The sequence below is a fragment of the Oscillibacter sp. CU971 genome, assembly GCF_905219725.1.
Classification (GTDB): domain Bacteria; phylum Bacillota; class Clostridia; order Oscillospirales; family Oscillospiraceae; genus Oscillibacter.
In genome coordinates this window covers 23,295-45,059 of sequence record NZ_CAJMXG010000002.1, presented here as the reverse complement: position 1 = coordinate 45,059, position 21,765 = coordinate 23,295, and the positions used below count along the sequence as shown (strand labels likewise).

Annotated in this window: 18 protein-coding genes and 5 pseudogenes; 11 read left to right on the top strand and 12 right to left on the bottom strand. The window is 62.7% G+C overall.

Going from position 1 to position 21,765, the window contains the following annotated elements; all coding sequences use genetic code 11:
* The 4 genes and pseudogenes from JX325_RS00430 to JX325_RS00415 all read left to right on the top strand — a co-directional run.
* A pseudogene (locus JX325_RS00430) lies at positions 1-241 on the top strand (GHKL domain-containing protein); the annotation flags it as partial.
* A gap of 49 nt (positions 242-290) precedes the next feature.
* Positions 291-839 (top strand): hypothetical protein, encoded by a 549-nt coding sequence (locus JX325_RS00425; protein ID WP_204789207.1) that lies wholly within the window; start codon positions 291-293, stop codon positions 837-839.
* Between the two features lie 172 nt (positions 840-1,011).
* Complete coding sequence (locus JX325_RS00420) at positions 1,012-1,839, top strand: AraC family transcriptional regulator (protein WP_204789206.1); 828 nt, start codon at positions 1,012-1,014, stop codon at positions 1,837-1,839.
* A complete protein-coding gene (locus JX325_RS00415) occupies positions 1,829-2,728 on the top strand; it encodes a DMT family transporter (protein WP_204789205.1) in 900 nt (299 codons plus the stop codon). The genes JX325_RS00420 and JX325_RS00415 overlap by 11 nt, the downstream gene beginning before the upstream one ends.
* Before the next feature lie 66 nt (positions 2,729-2,794).
* On the opposite strand, the gene JX325_RS00410 is transcribed toward JX325_RS00415, so the two are convergent.
* From JX325_RS00410 to JX325_RS00385, 6 genes and pseudogenes are all read right to left on the bottom strand, one after another.
* The gene (locus JX325_RS00410; RefSeq protein WP_204789204.1) at positions 2,795-4,057 is read right to left on the bottom strand and encodes a cation:proton antiporter; all 1,263 of its coding nucleotides are present in this window, start codon (positions 4,055-4,057) and stop codon (positions 2,795-2,797) included.
* A 223-nt stretch (positions 4,058-4,280) separates the two neighbouring features.
* Positions 4,281-5,762, bottom strand: a complete 1,482-nt coding sequence (malQ, locus tag JX325_RS00405) for a 4-alpha-glucanotransferase (protein ID WP_204789203.1) — start codon at positions 5,760-5,762, stop codon at positions 4,281-4,283.
* Between the two features lie 36 nt (positions 5,763-5,798).
* Positions 5,799-6,812, bottom strand: coding sequence for a LacI family DNA-binding transcriptional regulator (locus tag JX325_RS00400; protein ID WP_204789202.1), 1,014 nt, complete (start codon positions 6,810-6,812; stop codon positions 5,799-5,801).
* A gap of 52 nt (positions 6,813-6,864) precedes the next feature.
* Positions 6,865-7,701: a carbohydrate ABC transporter permease gene (locus JX325_RS00395; RefSeq protein WP_204789201.1), complete on the bottom strand. Its 837-nt coding sequence runs from the start codon at positions 7,699-7,701 to the stop codon at positions 6,865-6,867.
* A complete protein-coding gene (locus JX325_RS00390) occupies positions 7,701-8,543 on the bottom strand; it encodes a carbohydrate ABC transporter permease (protein ID WP_204789200.1) in 843 nt (280 codons plus the stop codon). Before JX325_RS00390 ends, JX325_RS00395 begins: the two co-directional genes overlap by 1 nt.
* A gap of 148 nt (positions 8,544-8,691) precedes the next feature.
* Positions 8,692-10,052, bottom strand: a pseudogene (locus JX325_RS00385) (ABC transporter substrate-binding protein).
* A gap of 467 nt (positions 10,053-10,519) precedes the next feature.
* Here JX325_RS00385 and arcC point away from each other — a divergent pair.
* Positions 10,520-11,470 carry a carbamate kinase gene (arcC, locus tag JX325_RS00375; RefSeq protein ID WP_374220571.1) on the top strand — a complete coding sequence of 317 codons (951 nt, stop codon included), beginning with the start codon at positions 10,520-10,522 and terminating at the stop codon, positions 11,468-11,470.
* A 55-nt stretch (positions 11,471-11,525) separates the two neighbouring features.
* Here arcC and JX325_RS00370 read toward each other — a convergent pair whose 3' ends face one another.
* Genes JX325_RS00370 through JX325_RS00360 form a run of 3 tightly spaced genes read right to left on the bottom strand, consistent with a single transcriptional unit; the run spans position 11,526 to position 13,151 of the window.
* The gene (locus JX325_RS00370) at positions 11,526-12,425 is read right to left on the bottom strand and encodes a 4Fe-4S binding protein (RefSeq protein WP_204789198.1); all 900 of its coding nucleotides are present in this window, start codon (positions 12,423-12,425) and stop codon (positions 11,526-11,528) included.
* Positions 12,398-12,550: a CD1871A family CXXC motif-containing protein gene (locus JX325_RS00365; protein WP_204789212.1), complete on the bottom strand. Its 153-nt coding sequence runs from the start codon at positions 12,548-12,550 to the stop codon at positions 12,398-12,400. Before JX325_RS00365 ends, JX325_RS00370 begins: the two co-directional genes overlap by 28 nt.
* Entirely contained in the window at positions 12,537-13,151 is a 615-nt protein-coding gene (locus JX325_RS00360) for a TlpA disulfide reductase family protein (RefSeq protein WP_204789197.1), read from the bottom strand. Before JX325_RS00360 ends, JX325_RS00365 begins: the two co-directional genes overlap by 14 nt.
* A 277-nt stretch (positions 13,152-13,428) precedes the next feature.
* Between JX325_RS00360 and JX325_RS00355 the strand changes: the two genes are divergently transcribed.
* Together JX325_RS00355 and JX325_RS18600 are read left to right on the top strand one after the other, a co-directional pair.
* Positions 13,429-13,695 (top strand): helix-turn-helix domain-containing protein, encoded by a 267-nt coding sequence (locus JX325_RS00355; RefSeq protein ID WP_204789196.1) that lies wholly within the window; start codon positions 13,429-13,431, stop codon positions 13,693-13,695.
* Positions 13,667-13,831 (top strand): annotated as a pseudogene (locus JX325_RS18600) (hypothetical protein); the annotation flags it as partial. The gene JX325_RS00355 and the pseudogene JX325_RS18600, both read left to right, overlap by 29 nt.
* Positions 13,832-14,014: 183 nt before the next feature.
* Here JX325_RS18600 and JX325_RS00350 read toward each other — a convergent pair.
* Complete coding sequence (locus tag JX325_RS00350; RefSeq protein WP_204789195.1) at positions 14,015-15,436, bottom strand: NCS2 family permease; 1,422 nt, start codon at positions 15,434-15,436, stop codon at positions 14,015-14,017.
* Positions 15,437-15,707: 271 nt separating this feature from the next.
* Between JX325_RS00350 and ade the strand changes: the two genes are divergently transcribed.
* The gene (gene ade, locus JX325_RS00345) at positions 15,708-17,432 is read left to right on the top strand and encodes an adenine deaminase (protein ID WP_204789194.1); all 1,725 of its coding nucleotides are present in this window, start codon (positions 15,708-15,710) and stop codon (positions 17,430-17,432) included.
* Positions 17,433-17,520: 88 nt separating this feature from the next.
* Here the strand turns inward: ade and JX325_RS00340 are convergent, their stop codons facing one another.
* Together JX325_RS00340 and JX325_RS18595 are read right to left on the bottom strand one after the other, a co-directional pair.
* Complete coding sequence (locus JX325_RS00340) at positions 17,521-19,020, bottom strand: flotillin family protein (RefSeq protein ID WP_204789193.1); 1,500 nt, start codon at positions 19,018-19,020, stop codon at positions 17,521-17,523.
* Between the two features lie 93 nt (positions 19,021-19,113).
* On the bottom strand, positions 19,114-20,172 hold the full coding sequence (locus tag JX325_RS18595; protein WP_204789192.1) for a type II toxin-antitoxin system RelB/DinJ family antitoxin: 1,059 nt from the start codon (positions 20,170-20,172) through the stop codon (positions 19,114-19,116).
* Positions 20,173-20,605: 433 nt separating this feature from the next.
* Here JX325_RS18595 and JX325_RS00330 point away from each other — a divergent pair.
* From JX325_RS00330 to JX325_RS00320, 3 genes and pseudogenes are all read left to right on the top strand, one after another.
* Positions 20,606-20,764, top strand: a pseudogene (locus JX325_RS00330) (thioredoxin family protein); the annotation flags it as partial.
* Positions 20,765-20,776: 12 nt separating this feature from the next.
* Positions 20,777-21,097: a rhodanese-like domain-containing protein gene (locus JX325_RS00325; RefSeq protein ID WP_204789190.1), complete on the top strand. Its 321-nt coding sequence runs from the start codon at positions 20,777-20,779 to the stop codon at positions 21,095-21,097.
* A pseudogene (locus JX325_RS00320) lies at positions 21,039-21,451 on the top strand (FAD/NAD(P)-binding oxidoreductase); the annotation flags it as partial. The gene JX325_RS00325 and the pseudogene JX325_RS00320, both read left to right, overlap by 59 nt.
* Between the last annotated feature and the right edge of the window lie 314 nt (positions 21,452-21,765).

Genomic DNA, 21,765 nt, shown 5'->3' with positions numbered 1-21,765 from the left:
GGAAGCGCCCTTCCTCCGGGTCCGGGGACAGCGGCAGGGGGATTTCTACCGCCTGGAATTTGAAAACAGCTGCGCCCCCGGCCCGCCGCCGGAGCCGGGGACGGGGCTGCGGAACATCCGGGCGGCGGCGGAGAAGTACGGTGGGGCGGTGGCCTACGAGAAATCCGGAGGGCGCTTCCGCCTGGATGTGCTGCTGAACATCTCAGGACATAAGAGCGGCAGCTCAGGGCAAAGCCCTTGAAAACCGGCGGGGAGGTGCTACACTGGATGACAAGAAAGGAGGGGTTCTTATGATCCCAATTTCCAGCAGCAGTTCCCGGCCCGCCGCAGCGCCTGCCCTTCAGGGAGCCGAACGGACCGCAAAGACCCGTCCCGCGTCCCAGCCCGCCTCCAAGGCCCCGCTGAGACCTGTCAAGGACGAATACGTCCCGGAGGAAAAGCAAGCGTCCTATGGCCGCTATTGGCTGGGGAAGGACGAGGACGGAAGCCCCAAAATTTACTTTGACGACCCCGAGGCGGCGGAGGACGCCCCTGTTTCCCCGGAGGCTCCCAAGGCGGAATACCCGGACGGGGAAAAGGAGCCCATGTCTCCGGAGAAGGCCGGCCCGCCGGACAAGGGCGGCAGGGAGGAGAAATGCGTCAGCAATACCGACGCGGTGGACCGGGAGATCAGGAAGCTGAAGGAAAAAAAGGAAAAGCTGGAGGCCAAGCTCGACCGGGAGACCGACGAAACGAAGCGGGGGGACCTGGAACGTCAGCTGGCCCAGGTGGACAGTGAGCTGAGTCAGAAGGACAACGACGCCTACCGCCGCCAGCACACGAAGTTTACAAACGGCTGAGCGCATCAAAAACGTGCTGCCTGAAAGCGCATGGATCGGAAACGAGCTGCGAGAGAAACCCCTCGGGGGTTTCTCTCGCTTTTCATCGGAAATTTTTCTCCGCGCTGATATTTTACAAGCCATTCGACGGGAAAGGTGCTATAATGAACCGGAGGAAAGGGGGGAGGAGCCTGTGAGAAACGAGCCCGGTACGGCGGTCTACGACCAGGAGCTGCGCCTGGAGGCGTACCGCTTCCACCGCTGCTCCTTCCCCAAGCATTTCCACGAGTACTACGTAATCGGCTACATCGCGGATGGGCAGGGGCTTTTGATTTGCAGGNATGTGCGGTATGCCTTGGAAAAGGGAAACCTCATCCTTTACAATCCCGGGGACCTCCACTCCTGCTCCGAAAACGGCGCGCCCCCGGACTACTGGGGCCTCCACATTCCCCGGGAGACCATGCTGGATCTGACCGGGGAGCTGACGGGACGGCGGACGCTGCCGGTCTTCTCCCGGAACGTGGTTTCCGACCCGGAGGCCGCCTGGGATTTCCGGGCCCTCCACCGGCAGATCATGGACGGTTCCCGGGAGTTCGGCAAGGAGGAGCGGCTGCTGCTCCTGCTCTCCCGGCTGCTGCGGCTCTGCGGCCAGCCCTTCCAGGCCTCTCCTCCCGCCGGGAGGGAGGCGGTGGAGCGGGCCCGCGCTTTTATGGAGGAGCACTGTGGGGAGCGGATCACCCTGGAGCGGGTGGCCGGGGAGGCGGGGCTGAGCAAGTCGGCCCTTCTCCGGGCCTTCGCCAGGGAGAAAGGGGTCACGCCCTACAACTACCTGGAGAGCCTGCGGATCGGCGAGGCGAAGAAGCTGCTGGAGCAGGGCGTCCCTCCCGCTGAGGCGGCCTTGCGGACCGGCTTTTCCGACCAGAGCCACTTCACCAACTATTTCAGCCGCTTTATCGGCCTGTCCCCCGGGGCCTACCGGGAGATTTTCACAGAGAAGGAGAGAACCGCCCATGAGAAATGACCGGGCAAGGGGCCACGCCGCGGCCCTCTTTACCATCTTGATTTGGGGGACCACCTTTATTTCCACCAAGGTGCTGCTGCGGGGGTTCCAGCCGGTGGAGATTTTATTCATCCGCTTTCTCTTAGGGCTCGCGGCCCTGTGCCTGGCCTGTCCCCGGCGGATGAAGGGCGTCACGCGGCGGCAGGAGCTGATCTTCGCCGGGGCGGGCCTTTGCGGCGTGTGCCTGTACTACTTGCTGGAGAACATCGCCCTGACCTACACGCTGGCTTCCAACGTGGGGGTTATCCTCTCCGTTATCCCCTTCTTCACGGCGGTGCTGNCCCACCTGTTTTTGAAGGAGGAGCGGCCCGGCGGCGGCTTCTACCTGGGCTTTGTGGTGGCGATGGCCGGCATCTCCCTCATCAGCTTCAGCGGCTCCCGGCTGGAGCTGAATCCCGTGGGAGATCTGCTGTCCCTGCTGGCGGCCATGGTCTGGGCCTGCTACGTGATTTTGACCCGGAAGATCAGCGCCTGGGGGTGGAACACCATTCTCACGACCCGGCGGACCTTCTGCTGGGGCATTTTGTGGATGGTCCCGGCCCTGTTCTTCTTCGACTGCCGCCTGGGCCTGGAGCGCTTTGCCAACCCGGTGTACCTGGGGAACCTGCTTTTCCTGGGCTTTGGCGCGTCGGCGCTGTGCTTTGTCACCTGGAACCTGGCGGTGAAGCTGCTGGGGCCGGTGAAGACCAGCGTGTATACCTACCTGGCCCCGGTTATCACCATCGCGGCCTCGGTGCTGATTCTCCACGAGCCCATCACGCCCCTGGCGGCCCTGGGGGCCGCGCTGACCCTGGCGGGGCTGCTGCTGTCCCAGGGGAAGGATTTGCTGAAAAAAGAGCGGGCGAAGTGAAGACTCGCACCGCGCAAGAAAGCGCCGGACCCATGAGGGTCCGGCGCTTTTTTGTATAGGAGAGGCTCAGGCGTTCTTCGTCCGGGCGGAGGTCCGGCCCTCGGGCTGGATTTCCCCGGCGGCAAGCAAAGCCCGCTTTGTCAGCGCCGGGCCCACCAGCTCATACACCAGCACGGAGAACAGGACCACGCTCCGCACCACCGCGCCGTCGGTCAGGGCCTGGGCGGTGATGGCCATGCCCAGGGCTACGCCGGCCTGGGGCAGCAGGGTGATGCCCAGGTATTTTGTGATGTTCCCGCCGCAGCCGCTGAGGGCGCAGCTGCCGTAGGCTCCCACGTATTTGCCAAGGGAGCGGACGAGGATGTAGATAAAACCGATGAGCAGCACGGAAGGGTTCCGCAGCACGGACAAATCCAGCTCCGCGCCGGAGAGGACGAAGAACAGCACGAACAAGGGGGCGGTCCAGCCGTCCACCCGGGCCATCAGCTCCTCAGAGAAGCCGCAGATGTTGCAAAACAGCGTCCCGGTCATCATGCACACCAGCAGCAGCGAGAAGCCGCAGTGGACGCCGCCCACCTCGAACTCCTTCATGGACAGCCCCACCGTCAGCAGGACGAAGCCGATGGAGATGGTCAGGCGCTTGCTCCGGGAGTGGAAGAACTGCTCCACCCAGTAGAGGGCCACCCCCGCCAGGGCCCCCAGCCCCAGGGAGAGGACGANCTCCACCACCGGCTCCACCAGCACCGTCACCACGCTGACGGTCCCGCTTTCCAGCGCCATGGCCACGCCGAAGGAGGCGGAGAACAGTACCAGGCCCACCGCGTCGTCAATGGCCACCACCATCAGAAGGAGGCGGGTCATGGGGCCGTCGGCCTTGTACTGCCGGACCACCATCAGCGTGGCGGCGGGGGCCGTGGCGGCGGCGATGGCGCCCAGGGTGATGGCGGAGGACACGGAGATGACCTCCGGCCGGATCAGGTGCAGGAGAATCAGCGCCAGGTCCAGCAGCACCGTGGCGGTCACGGCCTGGAGGATGCCCACGATGATGGCCTGGCGGCCCATGGCTTTCAGCTGGCTCACCCGGAACTCGTTGCCGATGGTGAAGGCGATGAAGCCCAGGGCCACCTGGGAGAGGATGTTCAGGCGCTCCACCGCCTCCATGGAGGGGAAGCCCAGGCCGCCGGCGCCCAGCGCGCCCAGGCAGAAGGGGCCCAGCAGCAGACCCGCCACCAGATAGGCGGTGACGGCGGGCAGCTTCAGCCGCTTGGCCACCCGGGACAGCAGCAGCCCCCCGATGAGGGCGGCGGACAGGCTGATGAGAATTTCCATATGGCGTTACCTCGGTTCTTAAATTATGTATATGATGATGTAAGATAGCACCGCAGCCGGAAATCGTCAAGAACAGAGGCCACAAAAATTGAAGGAAAAGGCCCGGCTTTTTCGCTGTTTTTTCAAAGGAAACCGTGTGCCGCCCCGCGCATGCTTATGCGGCGCTGAAAGGCGAAAGGGACGGCCGGTTGGCCGTCCCTTGGTTTTGGTGAGATCCCGCCCCTCATTCGGGCAGGCGCTGGTAGATTTCCATTTCCCGGTGGAGCCGGTCCGCCAGCTCCTGGGAGCAGTCCCCCGGCAGGGCCCGCCAGCGCCAGTTTCCGCCCAAGGTGGAGGGGGTGTTGATCCGGCCCTCACTGCCCAGGCCCAGCAGGTCCTGAAGCTGCATCACCGCCAGGTCCGCCGCAGAGGCCCAGGCGGAGCGCATCATGCCCCAGTGGTAGCCCTCCTGTTCATTGAGGCGGAGATAGGCTTTCGCCAGCTCCACGTCCTCCGCCGGGGCGGAGGCCATCCAGCCCAGGATGGTGTCGTTGTCGTGGGTGCCGGTGTAGGCCACGCAGTGGGGGGTGTAGCAGTGGGGGAGGTAGCCTCCGCCGGTGTCCCGGCTGTCGAAGGCGAACTCCAGCACCTTCATGCCGGGGTAACCCGTCTCCTCNAGCAGCTTCCGGACGGAGGGGGTGAGGAAGCCCAGGTCCTCGGCGATGATGTCCCGGGGGCCCAGGGCCGCCTCCACGGCCCGGAAAAAGCCGATGCCGGGGCCGGGCCGCCAATGGCCGTTCCGGGCGGTAGCATCCCCGGCGGGGATGGCGTAGTACTCGTCAAAGCCCCGGAAGTGGTCGATCCGCAGGGTGTCGTAGAGCTGGAACTGGGCGGCGATGCGGCGAATCCACCAGCGGTAGCCGTCGGCCTTCATGGCCTCCCAGTCGAAAAGGGGGTTTCCCCACAGCTGTCCGTCGGCGGCGAAGCCGTCCGGCGGGCAGCCCGCCACCTCCGTGGGCCGCCCGGTGGCGTCCAGCTGAAACTGCTCGGGGCTGGCCCAGACATCGGCGCTGTCGATGGAGACGTAGATGGGCAGGTCCCCGATGATGGAGACGCCTTTTTNGTTGGCANATNCCTTCAGGCTCCACCACTGGCAGAAAAAGAGGAGCTGTACTCGGGTCCAGAAGTCGATTTCTCCGGCCAGCTCCTTCCGGGCCCGCTCCATGGCGGCAGGGCGGCGAAGGCGCAGCTCCTCCGGCCACTCCAGCCAGGGAGCTCCGTCATACCGGTCCTTCAGGGCCATGAACAGGGCGTAGTCCTCCAGCCAGTCCGCCTTCCAGAGGACGCCCCGCAGCTGGAATAAGTCTCNCCGTTTCAGACGGGAACAGGCCAGGCGCNGGACCGCAAAGCGGTTTCGGTAAAGGGCCTCATAATCCACCCGCTCCGGGTCGCTTCCCCAGTCCAGGGACTGGTATTCCTCCGGCTCCAGAAACCCCCATTCGGCCAAGGTGTCCAAGTCGATGAAATAGGGATTTCCGGCGAAGGAGGAGAAGGACTGGTAGGGGGAGTCCCCGTAGCTGGTGGGACCCACCGGCAGAATCTGCCAGCAGGACTGCCCGCCCNGGACCAGGAAGTCCACAAACTCCCGGGCGGCGGCTCCCAGCGTCCCAATCCCATAAGGGGAGGGCAGGGAGGAAATGGGCATCAGGATACCGGCTTTTCTCAAGTTGGCATCCCCTTTCTTGTTGAAGTCAAGGGGCGGTTACGCCTCCAGCCTGGCGACGCTCTCGCCGGGGATGAGCTGGAAGGGCACCACCTCGTGTACGGGAGCCTGTCCCCGCCGCTCAATGCCCCGCAGCAGCACGTCCACCCCCCGCTCCGCCAGGCGCTGGGTGTCCTGGCGGACGGTGGTGAGCCGGGGGACGGAGTAGCTGGCCATGGGGATGCCGTCGTAGCCCACCACGGAGATGTCCTCCGGCACCCGCCTGCCCCGGTCCCGCAGGGCCCGGACAGCCCCGATGGCCATGACGTCGCTCATGGCGAAAATGGCCGTCAGGTCCGGGCGGCGGTCCAGCAGCCGCTCCGTGGCGGCGTAGGCGTCGGCCATGGAGTAGCGGCAGGGNTCGCACTGGCGCTCCGGGTCGAAGGGCAGGCCCAGGCGCTGAAAGGCCCGGCGGCAGCCCTCCAGGCGGCGGTAGCTGATTTGGGAGCAGGACCAGTTGCCGCCCAGGAGGCAGATGCGGCGGTGGCCCTGTCCGGCCAGAAATTCGATGACTTGGGCGGAGGCCTCGCCGTCGTCGGTGGTCAGGGAGGACAGATTTTCAAAGTGAAGGTCCCTGGCGGTGTTAGTCAGCAGCACGCAGGGGACGGCAATGGGCTGAAACCGGGCCCGGAAAAGCTCCAGGTCCCCGCCCAGGAAGAGGATGCCCAGGGGCTTGCGCTCCCGGCAGAGCTGGAGGGCGTAGCTTACCTCGTCGGCGTCCTCGTCCAGGTAGTAGACCACGGCGTCCCGCCCGCTGTCCCGGAGGAGGGCCTGGACCCGTTCCACCAGGTCGGCGAAGAGCATGTTCTGGGTGCCTTTCACTAAAATGGTGATGCCGGTCCCGGCCTGCTGTTTTAAGTGCTTGGCGTTGTTGTTGGGCTGGAAGCCCGGGGCCTCCACCACCGCCAGGACCTTCCGCCTGGTCTCGTCGCTGACGTCGGGGTGGTCGTTGAGCACCCGNGACACGGTGGCTACGCCGTACCCGGACAGCCGGGCGATATCCTTGATAGTCATTCCGCGTCCCTCCTTGCGTATTTTTCAAAGGGGGAATCCCCCCTGCCGTATTTTAACCCTTAACAGCGCCTGCCGCAACCCCCTTGATAATGTATTTTTGGCAGCTGAGGTAGAACACCACAATGGGGATGATGGCCATGACCAGGGAGGCCATGATGGCGCCCATGTCCACCCGGCCATAGGAGCCCTGCATCCGCTGGATGGTGATGGGGATGGTGCTGAACTTGTTCAGATCCAGAGTCAGGTAGGGAAGCAGGAAGTCGTTCCAGATCCACATGGTCTCCAGGATGCCCACGGAGATATAGGTGGGCTTCATAATGGGCAGCACCACGGAGAAGAAGGTCCGCAGGGGGGAGCAGCCGTCGATCATGGCGGCCTCCTCGATCTCAATGGGGATGGACTTGACGAAGCCGCAGAACATGAACACCGCCAGCCCCGCGCCAAAGCCCAGGTAGATGATNACCAGCCCNCAGGGGGTNCCCAGGCGCAGCCGGTCCGTCNNCAGGGAGAGGGTGAACATCACCATTTGGAAGGGGACCACCATGGAAAAGACGCACAGGAGGTACAAAAGCTTGGTGGCGGTGCTCTTCACCCGGGTGATATACCAGGCGAACATGGAGGTGCAGAGCAGGATGACCACCACGGACCCGACGGTCATCACCACGGTCCAGAGGACGGACTCCAGGAAGTTGTACTTCTCCATGGCGTTGGCAAAGTTCTCCAGGGCCACCCAGGTCTTCTCCGAGNGGAGCTTGAAGGGCTCCAGGTTGATAAAGGCCTTTTTCTTAAAGGAGTTGATGAGGACGATAAAGAGCGGGGCCACGTAGAAAATGGAGATTATGGTGAACAATATAGTGGCGAACCAGCCGCCTCTCGCTTTGCGTTTCATTACTGCTGCACCTCCTTGGAGCGGGTCATTTTCAGCTGGATGAGGCCCAGGGCCACCACCAGGACGAAGAACACCACGGCCTTGGCCTGGCCCACGCCCTGATAGCCCACCCGGCCGTAGAATGTGTTGAAGATGTTCAGCGCCAGCATCTCCGTCTGCTTCATGGGTTCGCCGGCGGTGAGGGAGAGGTTCTGGTCAAAGAGCTTGAAGCCGTTGGTCAGGGTCAGGAAGGTGCAGATGGTGATGGAGGGCATCATATTGGGGATGGTGACGTTCCACAGCCGCTGCCAGCCGTTGGCCCCGTCGATTTCCGCCGCCTCGTTCAGATCGCCGGGGATGGACTGAAGGCCCGCGATGTAGATGATCATCATATAGCCGATCTGCTGCCAGCAGATCAGGATAACCAGGCCCCAGAAGCCGTATTTAGCGGAGATTTTCAGCGCCAGGTCGTACCGGGAGAGCAGCCCGTTGAAAATGAGCTGCCACACGTAGCCCAGNACGATGCCGCCAATGAGGTTCGGCATAAAGAAGACCGTGCGGAAAATGTTCGTGCCCCGGATCTCCCGGGTCAGCACCAGGGCCACGGCGAAGGCGATGACGTTGATAAGGATCAGCGTGGTCACGGTAAACAGGGCGGTGAAGAGGAAGGCGTGGGCGAATTCCCCGTCCTGAAAGGCCCGGACGTAGTTCTGCACGCCGTTGAATTTCGCGTCGGTGACGGTGCGGAAGTCGCAGAAGGACAGGTAGATGCCCATGAGGAAGGGCACGATGAAGCCGATGAGGAAAGCCAGGAACGTGGGCCCCAGGAAGACGGGGAAATAGCGCTTGATGGATTTTTCCATGGCTGGCGGAAGCCTCCTTCACAAGTTGATGGACCGTTGGACCGGCGGGACAAGAGCCGTGTAAAGCGGCACGGCGCGCCTCCCTCCGGCCCAGGGCGGGAAAGAAGGGGCGGGCGGTCTCCCGTCCGCCCCGGTATGGCGTTGTCTCTTACTTGGATTTCTCAGCGGCCCAGTTGTCCACGAAGGCGGCCCGTACGGTCTCCCAGTTGGCGTCGGTCTGGTCGGCGGCGTAGGCGGTCAGGGCGGAGCCCAGGACGTTCTTCCACTCCTCGGAGGGCATGGTGGGGAAGCACCACTTGATGCTGGTGGTTCCGTTGGCCACGTATTCGTTGGCAATGTTCACCAGCAGGTTGCTGGATTCCAGGTTGCCCTTGAAGGGGATGACGAAGCCCATGTGATCGCCGGAGCAGAGATACTCCAGGCCGGTCTCGGAGGTGACGCACCAATACATGAAGTCCAGGGTGGCCTGGATGTCCTCAGGCTTGGCGTTTTTGTTCACGCACCAGTAGTTTTCCGTGCCGGTGCACAGGCCTTGCTTGGCCTCGTCGCCCACGCCGATATAGATGGGCAGCATGCCCAGGTTCTCCTCACCGATGTCGGCCACGTCGCCGAAGGCCCAGGTGCCGTTTTGATAGAAGACGGCCTGCTCGGTGACGAACTCCGCCACGGAGTCGTCGCCGGTCTTGGCGGAGAGCAGGGTGGGGGCGCAGGTGCAGTTGTTGATATACAGGTCCCACACAGCCCGGTAGTTGTCCAGGTAGGTTCCCTTGATGGCGTCGGTGTTGCCGATGCCGTCGGCCTCGTACTCGAAGTAGATGGGCAGGTTCGCCAGGNGGGTCTTGAAGCGCCAGTCGGAAGAGCCGTCCATGCCGGCGGAGGTGAAGGCGGAGAAGCCCAGCTCATCCTTCCGGGCGGTGATGTCCTCGGCCACCTTTTTCAGGTCGGCGAAGGACTTGATGTCGTCGGCGGAGTACCCGGCCTGCTCCAGCAGGGCCTTGTTGTAAATCAAGCCGTAGGTCTCGATGACGTAAGCGATGCCGGACATGGAATCGCCATCCATCAGGGCGAAGTCCTGGCTGGAGAGCTCCCCGGCCAGGGCGGAGCCGCTGAGGTCATAGCAGTAGTCCTTCCAGTTGGCAAGACCCACGGGGCCGTTGACCTGGAAGAGGGTGGGGGCGTCGGTCTTGGCCATCTCGCTCATGAGCTGAGTCTCATACTGGCCGGAGGCGGCGGTCTGCACCTTTACCTCCACGCCGGTCTCCTGGGTGTAGAGCTTGGCCAGCTCCTGCCAGTCGGGGTCCTGTTCGGGCTTGAAGTTCAAATAGTACACGGTGCCGGAGGCGTGGAGCCGCCGGAGCCGCCGGAATCGCCGGAATCGCCGGCGGGCTGGGTATCTCCGGCGGGCTGGCTGTCGCCGCCGGTCTGGGAATCACCGCCGCCGCCGCCGCAGGCGGCCAGGGACAGGGCCATGACGAGGGCCAGGGCCAGGGTCAAGAGTCTCTTCTTCATTTCATATTCCTCCTGTTTAAAATGGTGGTCGCGCATATTCTGGAAACGTTACTGGTAACGTTTCCAGCCCGTGCCTCTATCATAGCCCGCTTTCCCTCCGGATGCAAGGGAAATTTGATGCTTTCACCAAACTTTGGAGAACTGGGTAAAAGGGGATGGGCCAATTTGTATAATATGTCCAGTGTCCAGGGGGATATTCCGGCGCCNGGCCTTTGCCGGGCGCTTATAAAAACCGCGGACCGTGGCAGACTGGAAAGAGGGCGCGACGCCCAAGACTTGGCCTTGTTTGAAAAATGCCAAAACGCCGTCTTAGGGCATCTTTTTTCACAGGAGCTGCGTTGATTTTCCTTGCCGGGCGTCAGCCCGCCTGCGAAAAATCGCCTTGTCCTGCAAAAAAATCTGCCCAAATCCGGCATTTCGTCAATTTTCAAACAAGACCTAAAAAATTCGTACAATAGGAGCAAGCTATGGAAAAAGTGGAGAGATTAGTCATTGCCCTGGGAGGGAACGCCCTCCAGTCCAAGGACAGCGGGTCTACCGCCGAGGCCCAGCTCAGCGTGGTGCGGGAGACCTGCGAGCATATCGCGGAGCTCAGTGTGGGAGGCTATGAGGTGGCCGTGGTCCACGGCAACGGCCCCCAGGTGGGCCGCATCCTCCTGGCCAGTGAGACGGCGAAGGAGGTGGTCCCCGCCATGCCCTTCGACGTGTGCGGGGCCATGAGCCAGGGCTATATCGGCTACCACATCCAGCAGGCNCTGCGCTACGCCCNGGCCAAGCGGAACAAGAACACCCCCGTGGTGAGCCTGGTGACCCAGATGGTGGTGGAGGCGGACGACCCGGCGTTTCAGAATCCCAGCAAGCCCATCGGGCCCTTTTACAGCCGGGAGGAGGCCGAGGCCATCCAGCGGGAGAAGGGCTATGCCATGAAGGAGGACGCCGGGCGGGGCTGGCGCCGGGTGGTGCCCTCGCCCCTGCCCCGGCGGATTGTGGAGATCGGCCAGGTGCGGGACCTGTGGGACAAGACCATCGTCGTCACCTGCGGCGGCGGGGGAGTGCCGGTGGTGGAGACCGCCCAGGGCCGCCTGNAGGGCGTGGCGGCGGTCATCGACAAGGACTTCGCCGCGGAGCTGCTGGCGGAGCAGGTGGACGCCGACGTGCTGATGATTTTGACCGAGGTGGAGAAGGTGGCGATCAACTGGGGCAAGCCGGACCAGAAGGACCTGAGCCGCATGTCCCTGGCGGAGGCCTCCCGCTACGTGGAGGAGGGCCACTTTGCCCCCGGCAGCATGCTGCCCAAGGTTCAGGCGGCCATGAAGTTCGTCCGCAGCGACCCCGGCAAAAAGGCGGTTATCACCTCCCTGGACAAGGCCCTGGACGCCCTGGCGGGAAAGACGGGGACCGTGATCACCTTCGCCTGAGGCGCTGGAAAAAGCGTCCTGCTCCTTTTTGGGAACAGGACGCTTTTGGAATGGATCAGGGGGCTTCCTTCTTCGCGGGCCTGGAGGCNCCGCCGCGGGCGAAGCCGGAGGAGACGGCCCCCGTGGGGCAGACGGCCTTGCATTTCCCGCAGCGGATGCACTCCGGGGCGTTGATGTCCTTGGTCACCTCCACCTGCATGGGACAGGCCGCCTCGCACTTTCCGCAGCCGACGCACTTGTGTTCATCCAGGCGCATCTGGAAAAAGCTGAAGCGGTTGAACAGGGCATAGAAGGCCCCCAGGGGGCAGAGGTACTTGCAGAAGGGCCGGTGGACGGACATGGAGGCCAGCAGAATTGCCGCCAGCACCAGGGCCTTCCAGCCGAAAAGAGCCCCGGCTACCTTCCGCAGATTCGGATCGGCCAGCAGCAGGGGAACGCCGCCCCCCAAGGTTCCGGCGGGGCAGAGATACTTGCAGAACAGGGGCGGGACGATGCCGGTATCCGTCACGAGAAAGGCCGGGAGCAGAACCACCAGCAGCGCCAATACCAAGTATTTCAGATACCGGGCGGGCCGGTCCAGCCTCCGGGGGACCGTGAGCTTGGGGAGCGGGATCTTGTGCAGCAGATCCTGCACCAGCCCGAAGGGGCACAGCAGCCCGCAGACCGCCCGGCCCAGAATTACGCCGAAGAGCATGAGAGTTCCCAGCACGTAGAAGGGGAAGTGATGCTTCGCCCCCAGGGCGGTCTGCAAAGCCCCGATGGGACAGGCCCCCAGGGCCCCGGGGCAGGAGTAGCAGTTCAGCACCGGGACGCAGAACGCCTTGCTCCCCCCGGTGAAAATGCGCCCCTTCCGAAAGCCTGCCGCGTAGCCGTTGAACAGCGCGGCGGCCAGCAGCTGAATCACCCGCTGCCGGGAGATCCGCCCCCTCATCCGATGCCGATGCACTCGAGGCATATCCGCACCGCCTTTTGCAGGACCTCCAGATGCTCCTGCCGGAAAAATCCAATCCCAATCAGGACCGGAGCCAGACCCAGGGCTCCGAAGCGCAGGGCCAGAATGGTTTTCTCACGCGTCTTCAAGGCTGATCGCATCCTTTCCTCCCGCCTCCAGCGCCTGGTTCACCGCCTCCAGATAGGCGGCGGACAGGTCCGCCTGGCCGCCGATGATGGCCTCGCCCACCAGGGCGCCCTGGCTGTCCGCCAGCACGGTGGTGGGGGTATACATCAGATTGTTGGCAAGGTCCAGCAGGTCGCCGTCCCCGGTGATGAGGGTGACCCCCTCAAATCCGGCGTTTTCCAGGACCTCCTTGACGGAGTCTTCGTTTCCATAGCCGTCCAGGCAGACGGTGAGCATCGCCACATTGTCCGGCAGGGCCTTTTCNAAGTCCGCGATGTNCGGCATCTCCGCGATGCAGGGCGGGCAGGTGANGGCCCAGAAGTTGAGGACCGTCACGTCCTTGGCGGCAATGTCCTCCTGGGTGAAGGTCCCCCCGTCCAGGGTGCCCGCCGNGAAAGAGGCCAGGCTTCCCAGGGCGGCGGCGCCCTCCTTGCCTGCGGGCTCGTTCGGAACCGTCTGGTCTTCCGGGGATGAAACGGAGGCCTGTTTCCCGCCGCACCCGGTGAGAAGCGCCAGTGCCAGCACGGCTGCGAGGAGCAGGGAAAGCGTTCTTTTCATGTTCATAAAGCGTCCTTCCTTAGGTAGATTTCAAAGCAGGAAATATCCGCACCATGATAACACATCTTTTCCCGGTTGTATACATTGCGGAACAAAAAAGATGAGAAAGACTCTCAGAGGGGAACGTTACAAACAAACAACAATAATTTATAACTTATTACGAATATTTAGAAATAATTCGACAAAAATCGACAATCTTTTAAAAATGTGCATGCCGCAAGCCTAGACGACTGCACAAATTTGGAATAATCTTCCTTTTATAGACTGAAAGGAGGAAAATACGATGTTTTTGAGACGTACACCAACGCAAGACGAAAAGGAGCGCCTTGGACAGCTCATTCGCAACGTCCGGAGAAGGCGGGATCTGACGCAGGAAAAACTTGCCGAGCGCATGAAATGCTCTCGGCGCTGGCTCAGCAGCGTGGAGCGGGGGGAAAGCAGCTTGAACTGGAAGGATATGCTCTGTCTGATGGTAATTTTGGAACTGCCGCCTGAGAAAGCGGTGGAGGAGGTGGGGCTGGATGTTTCGGTACCTGCCGATCGAAAATGAGGTGTTCTCTCCATGCCTGGGCCGCTATCGGACCTTTGGACTCCGCGTTCTGCGGTCCGGGGAGGAAGGGGAAGAGGAGGTCATGATCCTGCCCGACATATCCACCGATTTTGCCTTTGCTTTGCGCTTGGCCGGACTCTTCACCGCAAAGCAGCTGGACCCGATTCATCTGCTGGACATNANCGAGGACATGCTCTNAGGANTCCGGCGGAGCCTCGAGGACGGTTCGAAGACTGAGATTGTGGACATTGGAAACCCCGCCCGGAAGAGTTCGCTTCCGGGCGGGGCGGTTTGCAGGCAGGCGCAGGGAACGCCAGACTTACACAATCAGGAAGAACTTGAGGAGGAACAGGGCGGAAATCACATAGGTCAGTACGGAGACCTCCTTTGCCTTGCCGCTGAAAACCTTGATGACGGTGTAGGAGATCATGGCCAGGCCGATGGCGTGGCCGATGGAGCCGGAGACGGGCATGCCAATCAGCATCAAGGACACGGGAACCATCTGGTCCATGTCGTCGAAGTCCACGTTTTTCAGGCCCATCAGCATCAGCACGCCCACGTAGATCAACGCGGCGGAGGTNNCCGCGGCGGGGATGATGGCGGCGATGGGGGCGATGAAGATGCAGGCCAGGAACAAAACCCCGGTGGTCAGCGCCGTCAAACCCGTGCGGCCGCCGGCTTCCACGCCGGAGGCGGATTCCACGAAGGTGGTGACGGTGGAGNTGCCGGAGCAGGCTCCCGCCACGGTGCCGATGGCGTCTGAGAGCAAAGCCTCCTTCATGTTAGGCATGCTGCCCTGATCGTCCACCATGCCCGCCCGGGAGGCGGTGCCCACCAGGGTGCCGATGGTGTCGAACATGTCAATCATGCAGAAGGTAATGATTAAGGTGATGGCGGTGAACCAGCCGATCTGGAGGAAGCCGGAGAAGTTGAACTTAAAGAGGGTCGTTTCCACCATGTCGGCGAAGGGGGGGGCGAAGGAGGCCCCGGCCAGAGAGGCGAAGGGATTGGCCCCCAGGAAGAGGGCATCCCCGGCCCAGTAGACCACGGAGGCCACNAGCATACCCAGCAGCACCGCCGCCTTGACGCCCCTCTTGGCCAGAATCACCATGACGAACAGGCCGATGAAGGCGGTGGCCACGGTGAGGATCATCGGTCCGTAGCCGGATCCCATGGAGCCCNGGGCCACGCTGGGGGTGAGCGCGCCGAAGAAGTCCCGCATCATGAAGAAGGGCCCTCCGGCTTCGGAGTAGATGCCGGCGTTGGAGCCCAGACCGATGTTCATCAGCATGATGCCGATGGCCGGGGCGATGCCCAGGCGCACGCCCAGGGGGATGGCGTCCACAATCTTCTCCCGGATGTTGAAGATGGAAAGGACGATAAAGACGATGCCCTCTACCAGGANGATGACCAGGGCGGCCNGGAAGCTGGCCACGTAGGTCATGCCGGTCATGGCGGCGATGTTGCCCACCACTACGGCGAAGAAGCTGTTCAGGCCCATGCCCGGAGCCAGGGCGAAGGGCTTGTTGGCCAGGAAGGCCATGCAGAACATGCCGATGGCGGAGGCGATGCAGGTGGCCATGAACACGCCGTTCCAAAGGGCCGAGCCCACGTCGAAGTTTGTCAGCAGGTTGGGGTTCAGGGCGATGATGTAGGCCATCGTCATGAACGTGGTCAGGCCCGCCAGAAGCTCTGTGCGGACGTTGGTGCCGTTCTCCCGCAGGCGGAACAGGTTTTCCATAGGATTCCCTCTTTTCTTTTTCAGATTTTCACGGTGGGGCGTTCACGGCGAACCTGCCAAAGTTCCGAAAACGCTGTCCGTACCCTTACTATACAGCATTTTGGCAAAAAATGCAAGGCCGATTTCACTGTCATTTGTGCTAAACATAAAAGGCTGACCTTTACACCCTGTTAGAAATTTCCTGTTTTACCCTATACCTCTGAATAGGGGCCTTGACAAATCTCCCGGAAAAAGATACATAATATGGTAGAACAGAAAGGAGTGTGATTCCATGCCTGAGTGCAAGGAGGAGAGAATCCGCCGGGAAGCGGAGCGGAAGCGGCGGGTGGTCGGCGCGGCCATGGGCCGGGAGGCGGCGGACCTGGTGCTGAAAAACGCGTCCTATGTCAATGTCTTTACAGGCGAGGTCTTGACGGCGGATATCGCCGTTGCGGAGGGCCTCATTGCGGGCGTAGGGTCCTACTTCGGCAGGGAGGAGCGGGACTGCACCGGCAAGCTGGTGCTTCCGGGCTTCCTGGACGCCCACATTCACNTGGAGAGCTCCCNGGTGGCTCCGGCAGAATTNACGAGGGCGGTGCTGCCCCACGGCACTACCACGGTGGTGACGGACCCCCACGAGATCGCCAACGTCCTGGGGGCGGACGGCATCGCCTACATGCTCCAGGCCACGGAGGGCCTGCCGGTAGACGTGCGGTTTATGCTGCCCTCCTGCGTTCCCGCCACGCCCTTGGATGAGTCCGGCGCGGCGCTGGAGCGGGGGGATCTGGACGGCTTCTACAGCCACCCCCGGGTTCAGGGCCTGGCGGAGATGATGAACTTTGTGGGCGTTCTGGCGGGAGATGAAAGCGTGCTGGAGAAGCTGGCGGCGGCGGATTTGGCGGACCGGCGGATCGACGGCCACGCGCCGGATCTGGCGGGGAACGGCCTGAACGCCTACATTGCCGCCGGGGTCCGATCGGACCACGAGTGCCACGACTTGAAGGACGCGATTGCCAAGCTGGAGCGGGGGCAGTATATCATGANTCGGGAGGGCACCGCCGCCCGGAACCTGGAAGCTCTGGTCCCGCTGCTGACCGAANAATACGCAAGCCGGTGCCTCCTCTGCACCGACGATAAGCACCCCGGCGACCTCTTGGAAACGGGCCATATCGACGCGATCATTAAGCGGGCCATAGGGTTGGGGGCGGACCCCATCGCGGCCGTGAAGGCGGCCACCCTCAATGCCGCCCAGTACTTCGGGCTGCATGACCGGGGAGNCGTTGCGCCGGGATACCTGGCGGACCTGGTGGTNANCGACGGTTTCCAGAGCTTCCGGGTGGAGGCGGTTTATAAGCAGGGAGCCTTGGCGGCGGAACACGGCGCAGCCAAGCCCTTCCCGGCTCCCGCCGTGGAGCCCCGGCTGACGGAGCGGGCCCACCATACCTTCCAGGTGCGGACCCTTACGGCAAAGGACTTCCAGAGCAGCGGCCCCCTGGGCGTGGTGGGTATGGTGGACGGTGAGATTACCACCCTGGACGCGGGCCGGGCCGAGGCGGCGGACGCCGCCCAGGATATTCTCCGGGCCGCCGTGGTAGAGCGCCACAAGGGCACCGGACACATCGGCCTGGGCTTCCTCCGGGGCTACGGCTTGCAATCCGGCGCGGTGGCTGCCAGCATTTCCCACGACTCCCATAACATCATTGTGGTGGGGGCCAGCGAGGAGGACTGCGCCGCCGCCGTGAACCGGGTGGTGGAGCTGAACGGGGGCATTGTGGTCTGGAATGGCGGCAGGCCCGCGGCGGAGGTTTCCCTGGCGATCGGGGGCATTATGAGCGATGAGCCCCTGGAGACGGTGAACGAGAAGCTGGAGGCCGCCAAGGCGGCGGCTTACGCCCTAGGGGTTAACCAGGGCATCGACCCCTTTATGACCCTGAGCTTCNTGGCCCTGCCGGTGATTCCCACCTTNCNGATCACCACTCAGGGCGTGTTCGATGTGGGAANTCANAGCTATGTGTGACGGGCNGGAGCTGCCCGGCGGAAGCGGAAACCAGAAACGGAGGCGTCCTTTCAGGACGCCTCCGTTTTTTAGATCGCTGAGACCAAAATTATGCTTCCTCCGTGGGAGGGGTGTGGGGCTTCTCCGCCGCCGGAGGATTCTGGACGATGATCGTCTTGTCCTCCCCGCCTGCNAATCTGCCGCCCAGCATTCCGGCGATGAGGGACTTGACGTCCAGGCCCATGCCCTGGGTGATGCCCTCGGTGACCTGGGTGGTTCCGGTGACGATGTCCTCCAGCAGCTTGGCGCTGTTGCCGGAGCCNTACATGGTGATTTTGTCCACCTTGGACAGGGGTTCCGCCACGTTCCGGGCGTTTTCCGGCAGGGCCTGCATAACCATCTCAATAACGGCGGCCTCGCCGTACTTTTTCATGGCCTCCGCCTTTTTGTCGATGCCCTCGGCCTCCGCCAGGGCCTTGGCCCGGATGGACTCGGCTTCCGCCTTGCCCACGGCGGCGATGCCCTCCGCCTCCTGCTCCTTGGCGAACTTTTGGGCCTCGGCGCTCTTGCGCTCCGCCTCGGCCTCCTGCTCCTGCTCATAGCGCTTGGCCTCCGCGTCCTTCTGCCGCTTGTAGAGGGCGGCCTCGGCCTCCTGCTGCAAGCGGTAGCGCTCCGCGTCCGCCTTGGCCCGGATTTCCGCCTCCAGCTTCTGCTTTTCCACCTCGACCTCATACTGCTTCAGCTCCGCCTGGCGCTGGGTCTTGGCGATTTCCGCGTTGACCGTGGCGGTTTCGATGCTCTTGCGCTGCTCCTGGCTCTGGATTTCATAGGCGGCGTCCGCCTCGGCCTTTTTGCCGTCCGCCAGGATTTTNAGCTCCGCCCGCTTGATGTCCAGCTCCGTCTGCTTCTGGGCGATCTGGGTGTCCGCCAGAACCCGGGCCTCGTTGGACTCCCGTTCCGCCTCCGCCTGGGCGATGGCGATGTCCCGGTCCGCCTGGGCCTTGGCGATGGCGGCGTTTTTCTTGATGAGGCTCGTATTGTCCGCGCCCAGGTCTTTGATGAGTCCGTTTTCGTCGGTGACGTTTTGGATGTTGCAGGAGAGAATTTCGATGCCCAGCTTGTCCATGTCCTTGCTGGCTTTCTGCATGACCTGGTCGGAGAAGGAATCCCGGTCCGTATTGATTTCCTTCAAGNACAGCGTGCCGATGATCTCCCGCATATTGCCCTGGAGGGAGTCCTGGAGGTCCCGGGTGATCTCCTCCGGGCGCTTGTTCAGAAAGTTCTTGGCCGCCAGCTTGATGCCCTCCGCGTGGGGGGAGATGCGGACCTTTGCCACGGCGTCCACATTAACGTTGATAAAGTCGCTGGTGGGGACGGACTGCTCGGTTTTGATGTCCACCGTCATCTGCCCCAGGTACAGCCGGTCCATGCGCTCGAAGAAGGGAACCCGGATTCCGGCCCGGCCGATGAGGACCTTGCTCTCCTTTTTCAGGCCGGAGATGATGTACGCCTGATCGGGCGGGGCCTTGACGTAGCCGGTCAGGATGATGGCCAGTACCACTACCACGGCCAGGATGATGGGAAGCAGGGACAGGATGTTGTCAAGCATTTAGAACTCCTCCTTTCAAAATAGACACAATCGGTTTTCTATATAAAACAAGCCGGAACGAAGGGACGGTGTTCCCGGCGACTTGGAATTTTCTCAGGCCTCCGGACCCGCGCCTCCCGGGACGTCCCCCCGCAGGACGGCCAGGCGTTCCAGGGCGGTTACCTCCGCCTCCAGGTTCCGCTGGGTTTGCTCCCGCCGGGCCCGCCCGCCGCCGGAGAGGACCTGGGACACGACGCCCACGGCCCGGAGGCACAGCGCGGCCTTCCCGGCGGGGTCCTCGCCGCCTTGCTCCGCCCGGCCCAGCTCCTCCAGGGTCAGCTCCAGGGTTTGGAGGTAGTGGGCCTCCACCCGGGCCTTCGTCGGGCCGTCCAGCGCGTCATAGTGCCGGGCGATCAGGGACTCCAGGCCTTCCAGGGCCGTGAGGACGTAAGGCGTTTCCACCGGTGCCGCGGCCCGCCGTATCCGCGCCTGTACGGTGCCGGCGCTCCCGGGAATCTGGGCGGAGGAAGCCCAGAAACGCTGCATCACGGAGGGGAGCCCGTCGAACTTCCGGGAGACGGCGGCAAGCCTTTGCTCATAGGGGGCGAACGCTCCGGCGTCTCCTCCGGTCCAGGATTTCATAGCGGGAATCAGGGCGCTTCGAAGNTCCCGAAGGTCCTCCGCAATATCCGCGAGGCCGTCCAAGTACTCGTCCAGGACGCTCAGGTCCTTTGTTTCCAGGATTTCAGCGTTCCTGGCGGAGAACAGGGTCCTGGCGGAGCCGGTAATCCCGGCGGCCTTGTCCTTGAGCTCGTCGCCGCACAAAAGCCGGATGCGCTCCATGGAAAGCCCCGTAATGGAGGAGGGCACGGCGGTGTGGACGGCGGTCAGGGACTGCCGGATTTCGGCGCACAGGGCCTCCAGCCGTTCCCGCTTTTCCATGAGGGGGGAGGGCTCTTCCTCAAGGGCTTCCTCCTCGCGGGGCCGCCCCCGGCGGGACTGGGGGCCGTATGGCTCCGCCGTAATTTCAAAGGGGATGCGCTTTTCTCTGCCGACTTTGGTGGCAAAAATGGTAAAGGCGGTGGTCATGCTAAGCCCCATTTCCCTGCAAGCCTGTTCCATGCATTTCTTCACGTTTTCGTCCATGCGAAAGTTTACCNTAACCTGTGCCATGAAAGTCACTCCCTTCAGCACATCTCTATTATAGCATTTGTAAAGCAAAATGCAATGTTTTTCTTTACAGAACTGCGGGAAAATTGAAGAGGCAGCTGACAGCCGCCCCTCAAGTGGGACATCGGAGAACGGTCAAAGGACCATTTGCAGCTTGAACCAGCCGTTTTCCGCCTGAAAGCGGCAAAGCGTGTGGGTCTTCTCGGTGAAGGCCGCAATGGAGTGCGTGCCGATGCGGTGCTCCTTCGGGGCAGCTTCTCACAGGCCAGAATGGCGTTTTCCAAGGCGCTGGCGAACACAGCAGACGGCTCCGTTTGGCATCCACCGGTAGCGTGTCGGGGATGGTGAGACGAGACTCGATTTGAATGCCGTGCTCCGCAGAGTCTTATGTGACATCATCACGGAAGCGAAGCGCCGTCCCGGGTATCATAGGGCCATAACAAAGGTAGGCAAGATCAATGCAGATGAACAGCCGGAGCTGGCGGGCCGCTTCGGTGTGATGAGCATTCCCGCTTTGGTGGTGATGCGNAACGGAAAAATTGTAAATCAGGCGGTGGGGATGCGGCCCAAGGGGCAGATCCTGGCGCTGCTGTAAGGAGGCGAAACGATGGGATTGTTTGATTTTTTGAAGGCCCCCGACATCCAGCAGGGTGTGCGGGAATACGGCGAGACCCCGGGCGCGGTGCTTCTGGATGTCCGCACGCCCCAGGAATTCCGGGAGGGCCACATTCCCGGCAGCAGGAATGTGCCGCTCCAGTCCCTGAGTGCGGGGGGCNCGGTCCCCGCAGGGAAGGACGCGCCGCTGTTTGTCTACTGCCACAGCGGCGCGCGGAGCAGTCAGGCGGTGGGACTGCTGGCCCGGATGGGATATGTCCACGCGAAAAATATCGGCGGCATGGCCGCCTATCGAGGAAAGATGGAACGCTGAGGTAAAGGTAGTCATCATCGGAGGCGTGGCGGGCGGCGTCACGGCGGCGGCCCTGGACGAACAGGCGGAGCGCTTTTTCTTCCGCTTCCGGGTGGATATGCGGATCCGCCACGAGGTCACCGCCATTCACCCGGAGCGCAGAGCTGTCTCCGTGAAGAAGCTGGAAACCGGGGAGAGCTTGAGGAATCCTATGACAAGTTGATCCTTTTGCCGGGCGCCAAGCCCACCCAGCCCCGCCTCCCCGGCGTGGGCCTGGAAAAACTTTTTGCCCTGCGGGCGGTGGAGGACACCTTCCGCATCAAGGGTTACATCCGGCAAAATCATCCCAAGTCCGCCGTGCTGATGGGAGGCGGCGTGCAGGCCCGGCACTTCGTCACCGGTCAGAATACCCTGCTCTCCCTGGCGGGCCCCGCCCCAACAAACAGGGGCCTATGCGCCGCCCTATTCCTCGGCCAAGGATCCGGTAAACATGGCGGGATACGGTTGTGAGGCATATAACTTCTCCGGCGGCTTCCGGTTTTACGACGCGGTGACCAATGACCGCCGCCTGGTGAAGGAGGCCATGGCCTGCGGCATGGATCAAGAGTGAAAAACAGCGTGCCTCATGAAAAGTGAGACGCGCTGTTCTTTTTATTATATGTTTCCCAGAGACGCCAGCTTTTTGAAAT

What these genes read in the sequence shown, in the direction of transcription:
- JX325_RS00425 (WP_204789207.1), top strand. Translation starts at nt 291, where the DNA reads ATGATCCCAATTTCCAGCAGCAGTTCCCGGCCCGCCGCAGCGCCTGCC.
- JX325_RS00355 (WP_204789196.1), top strand. Translation starts at nt 13,429, where the DNA reads ATGTTTTTGAGACGTACACCAACGCAAGACGAAAAGGAGCGCCTTGGA.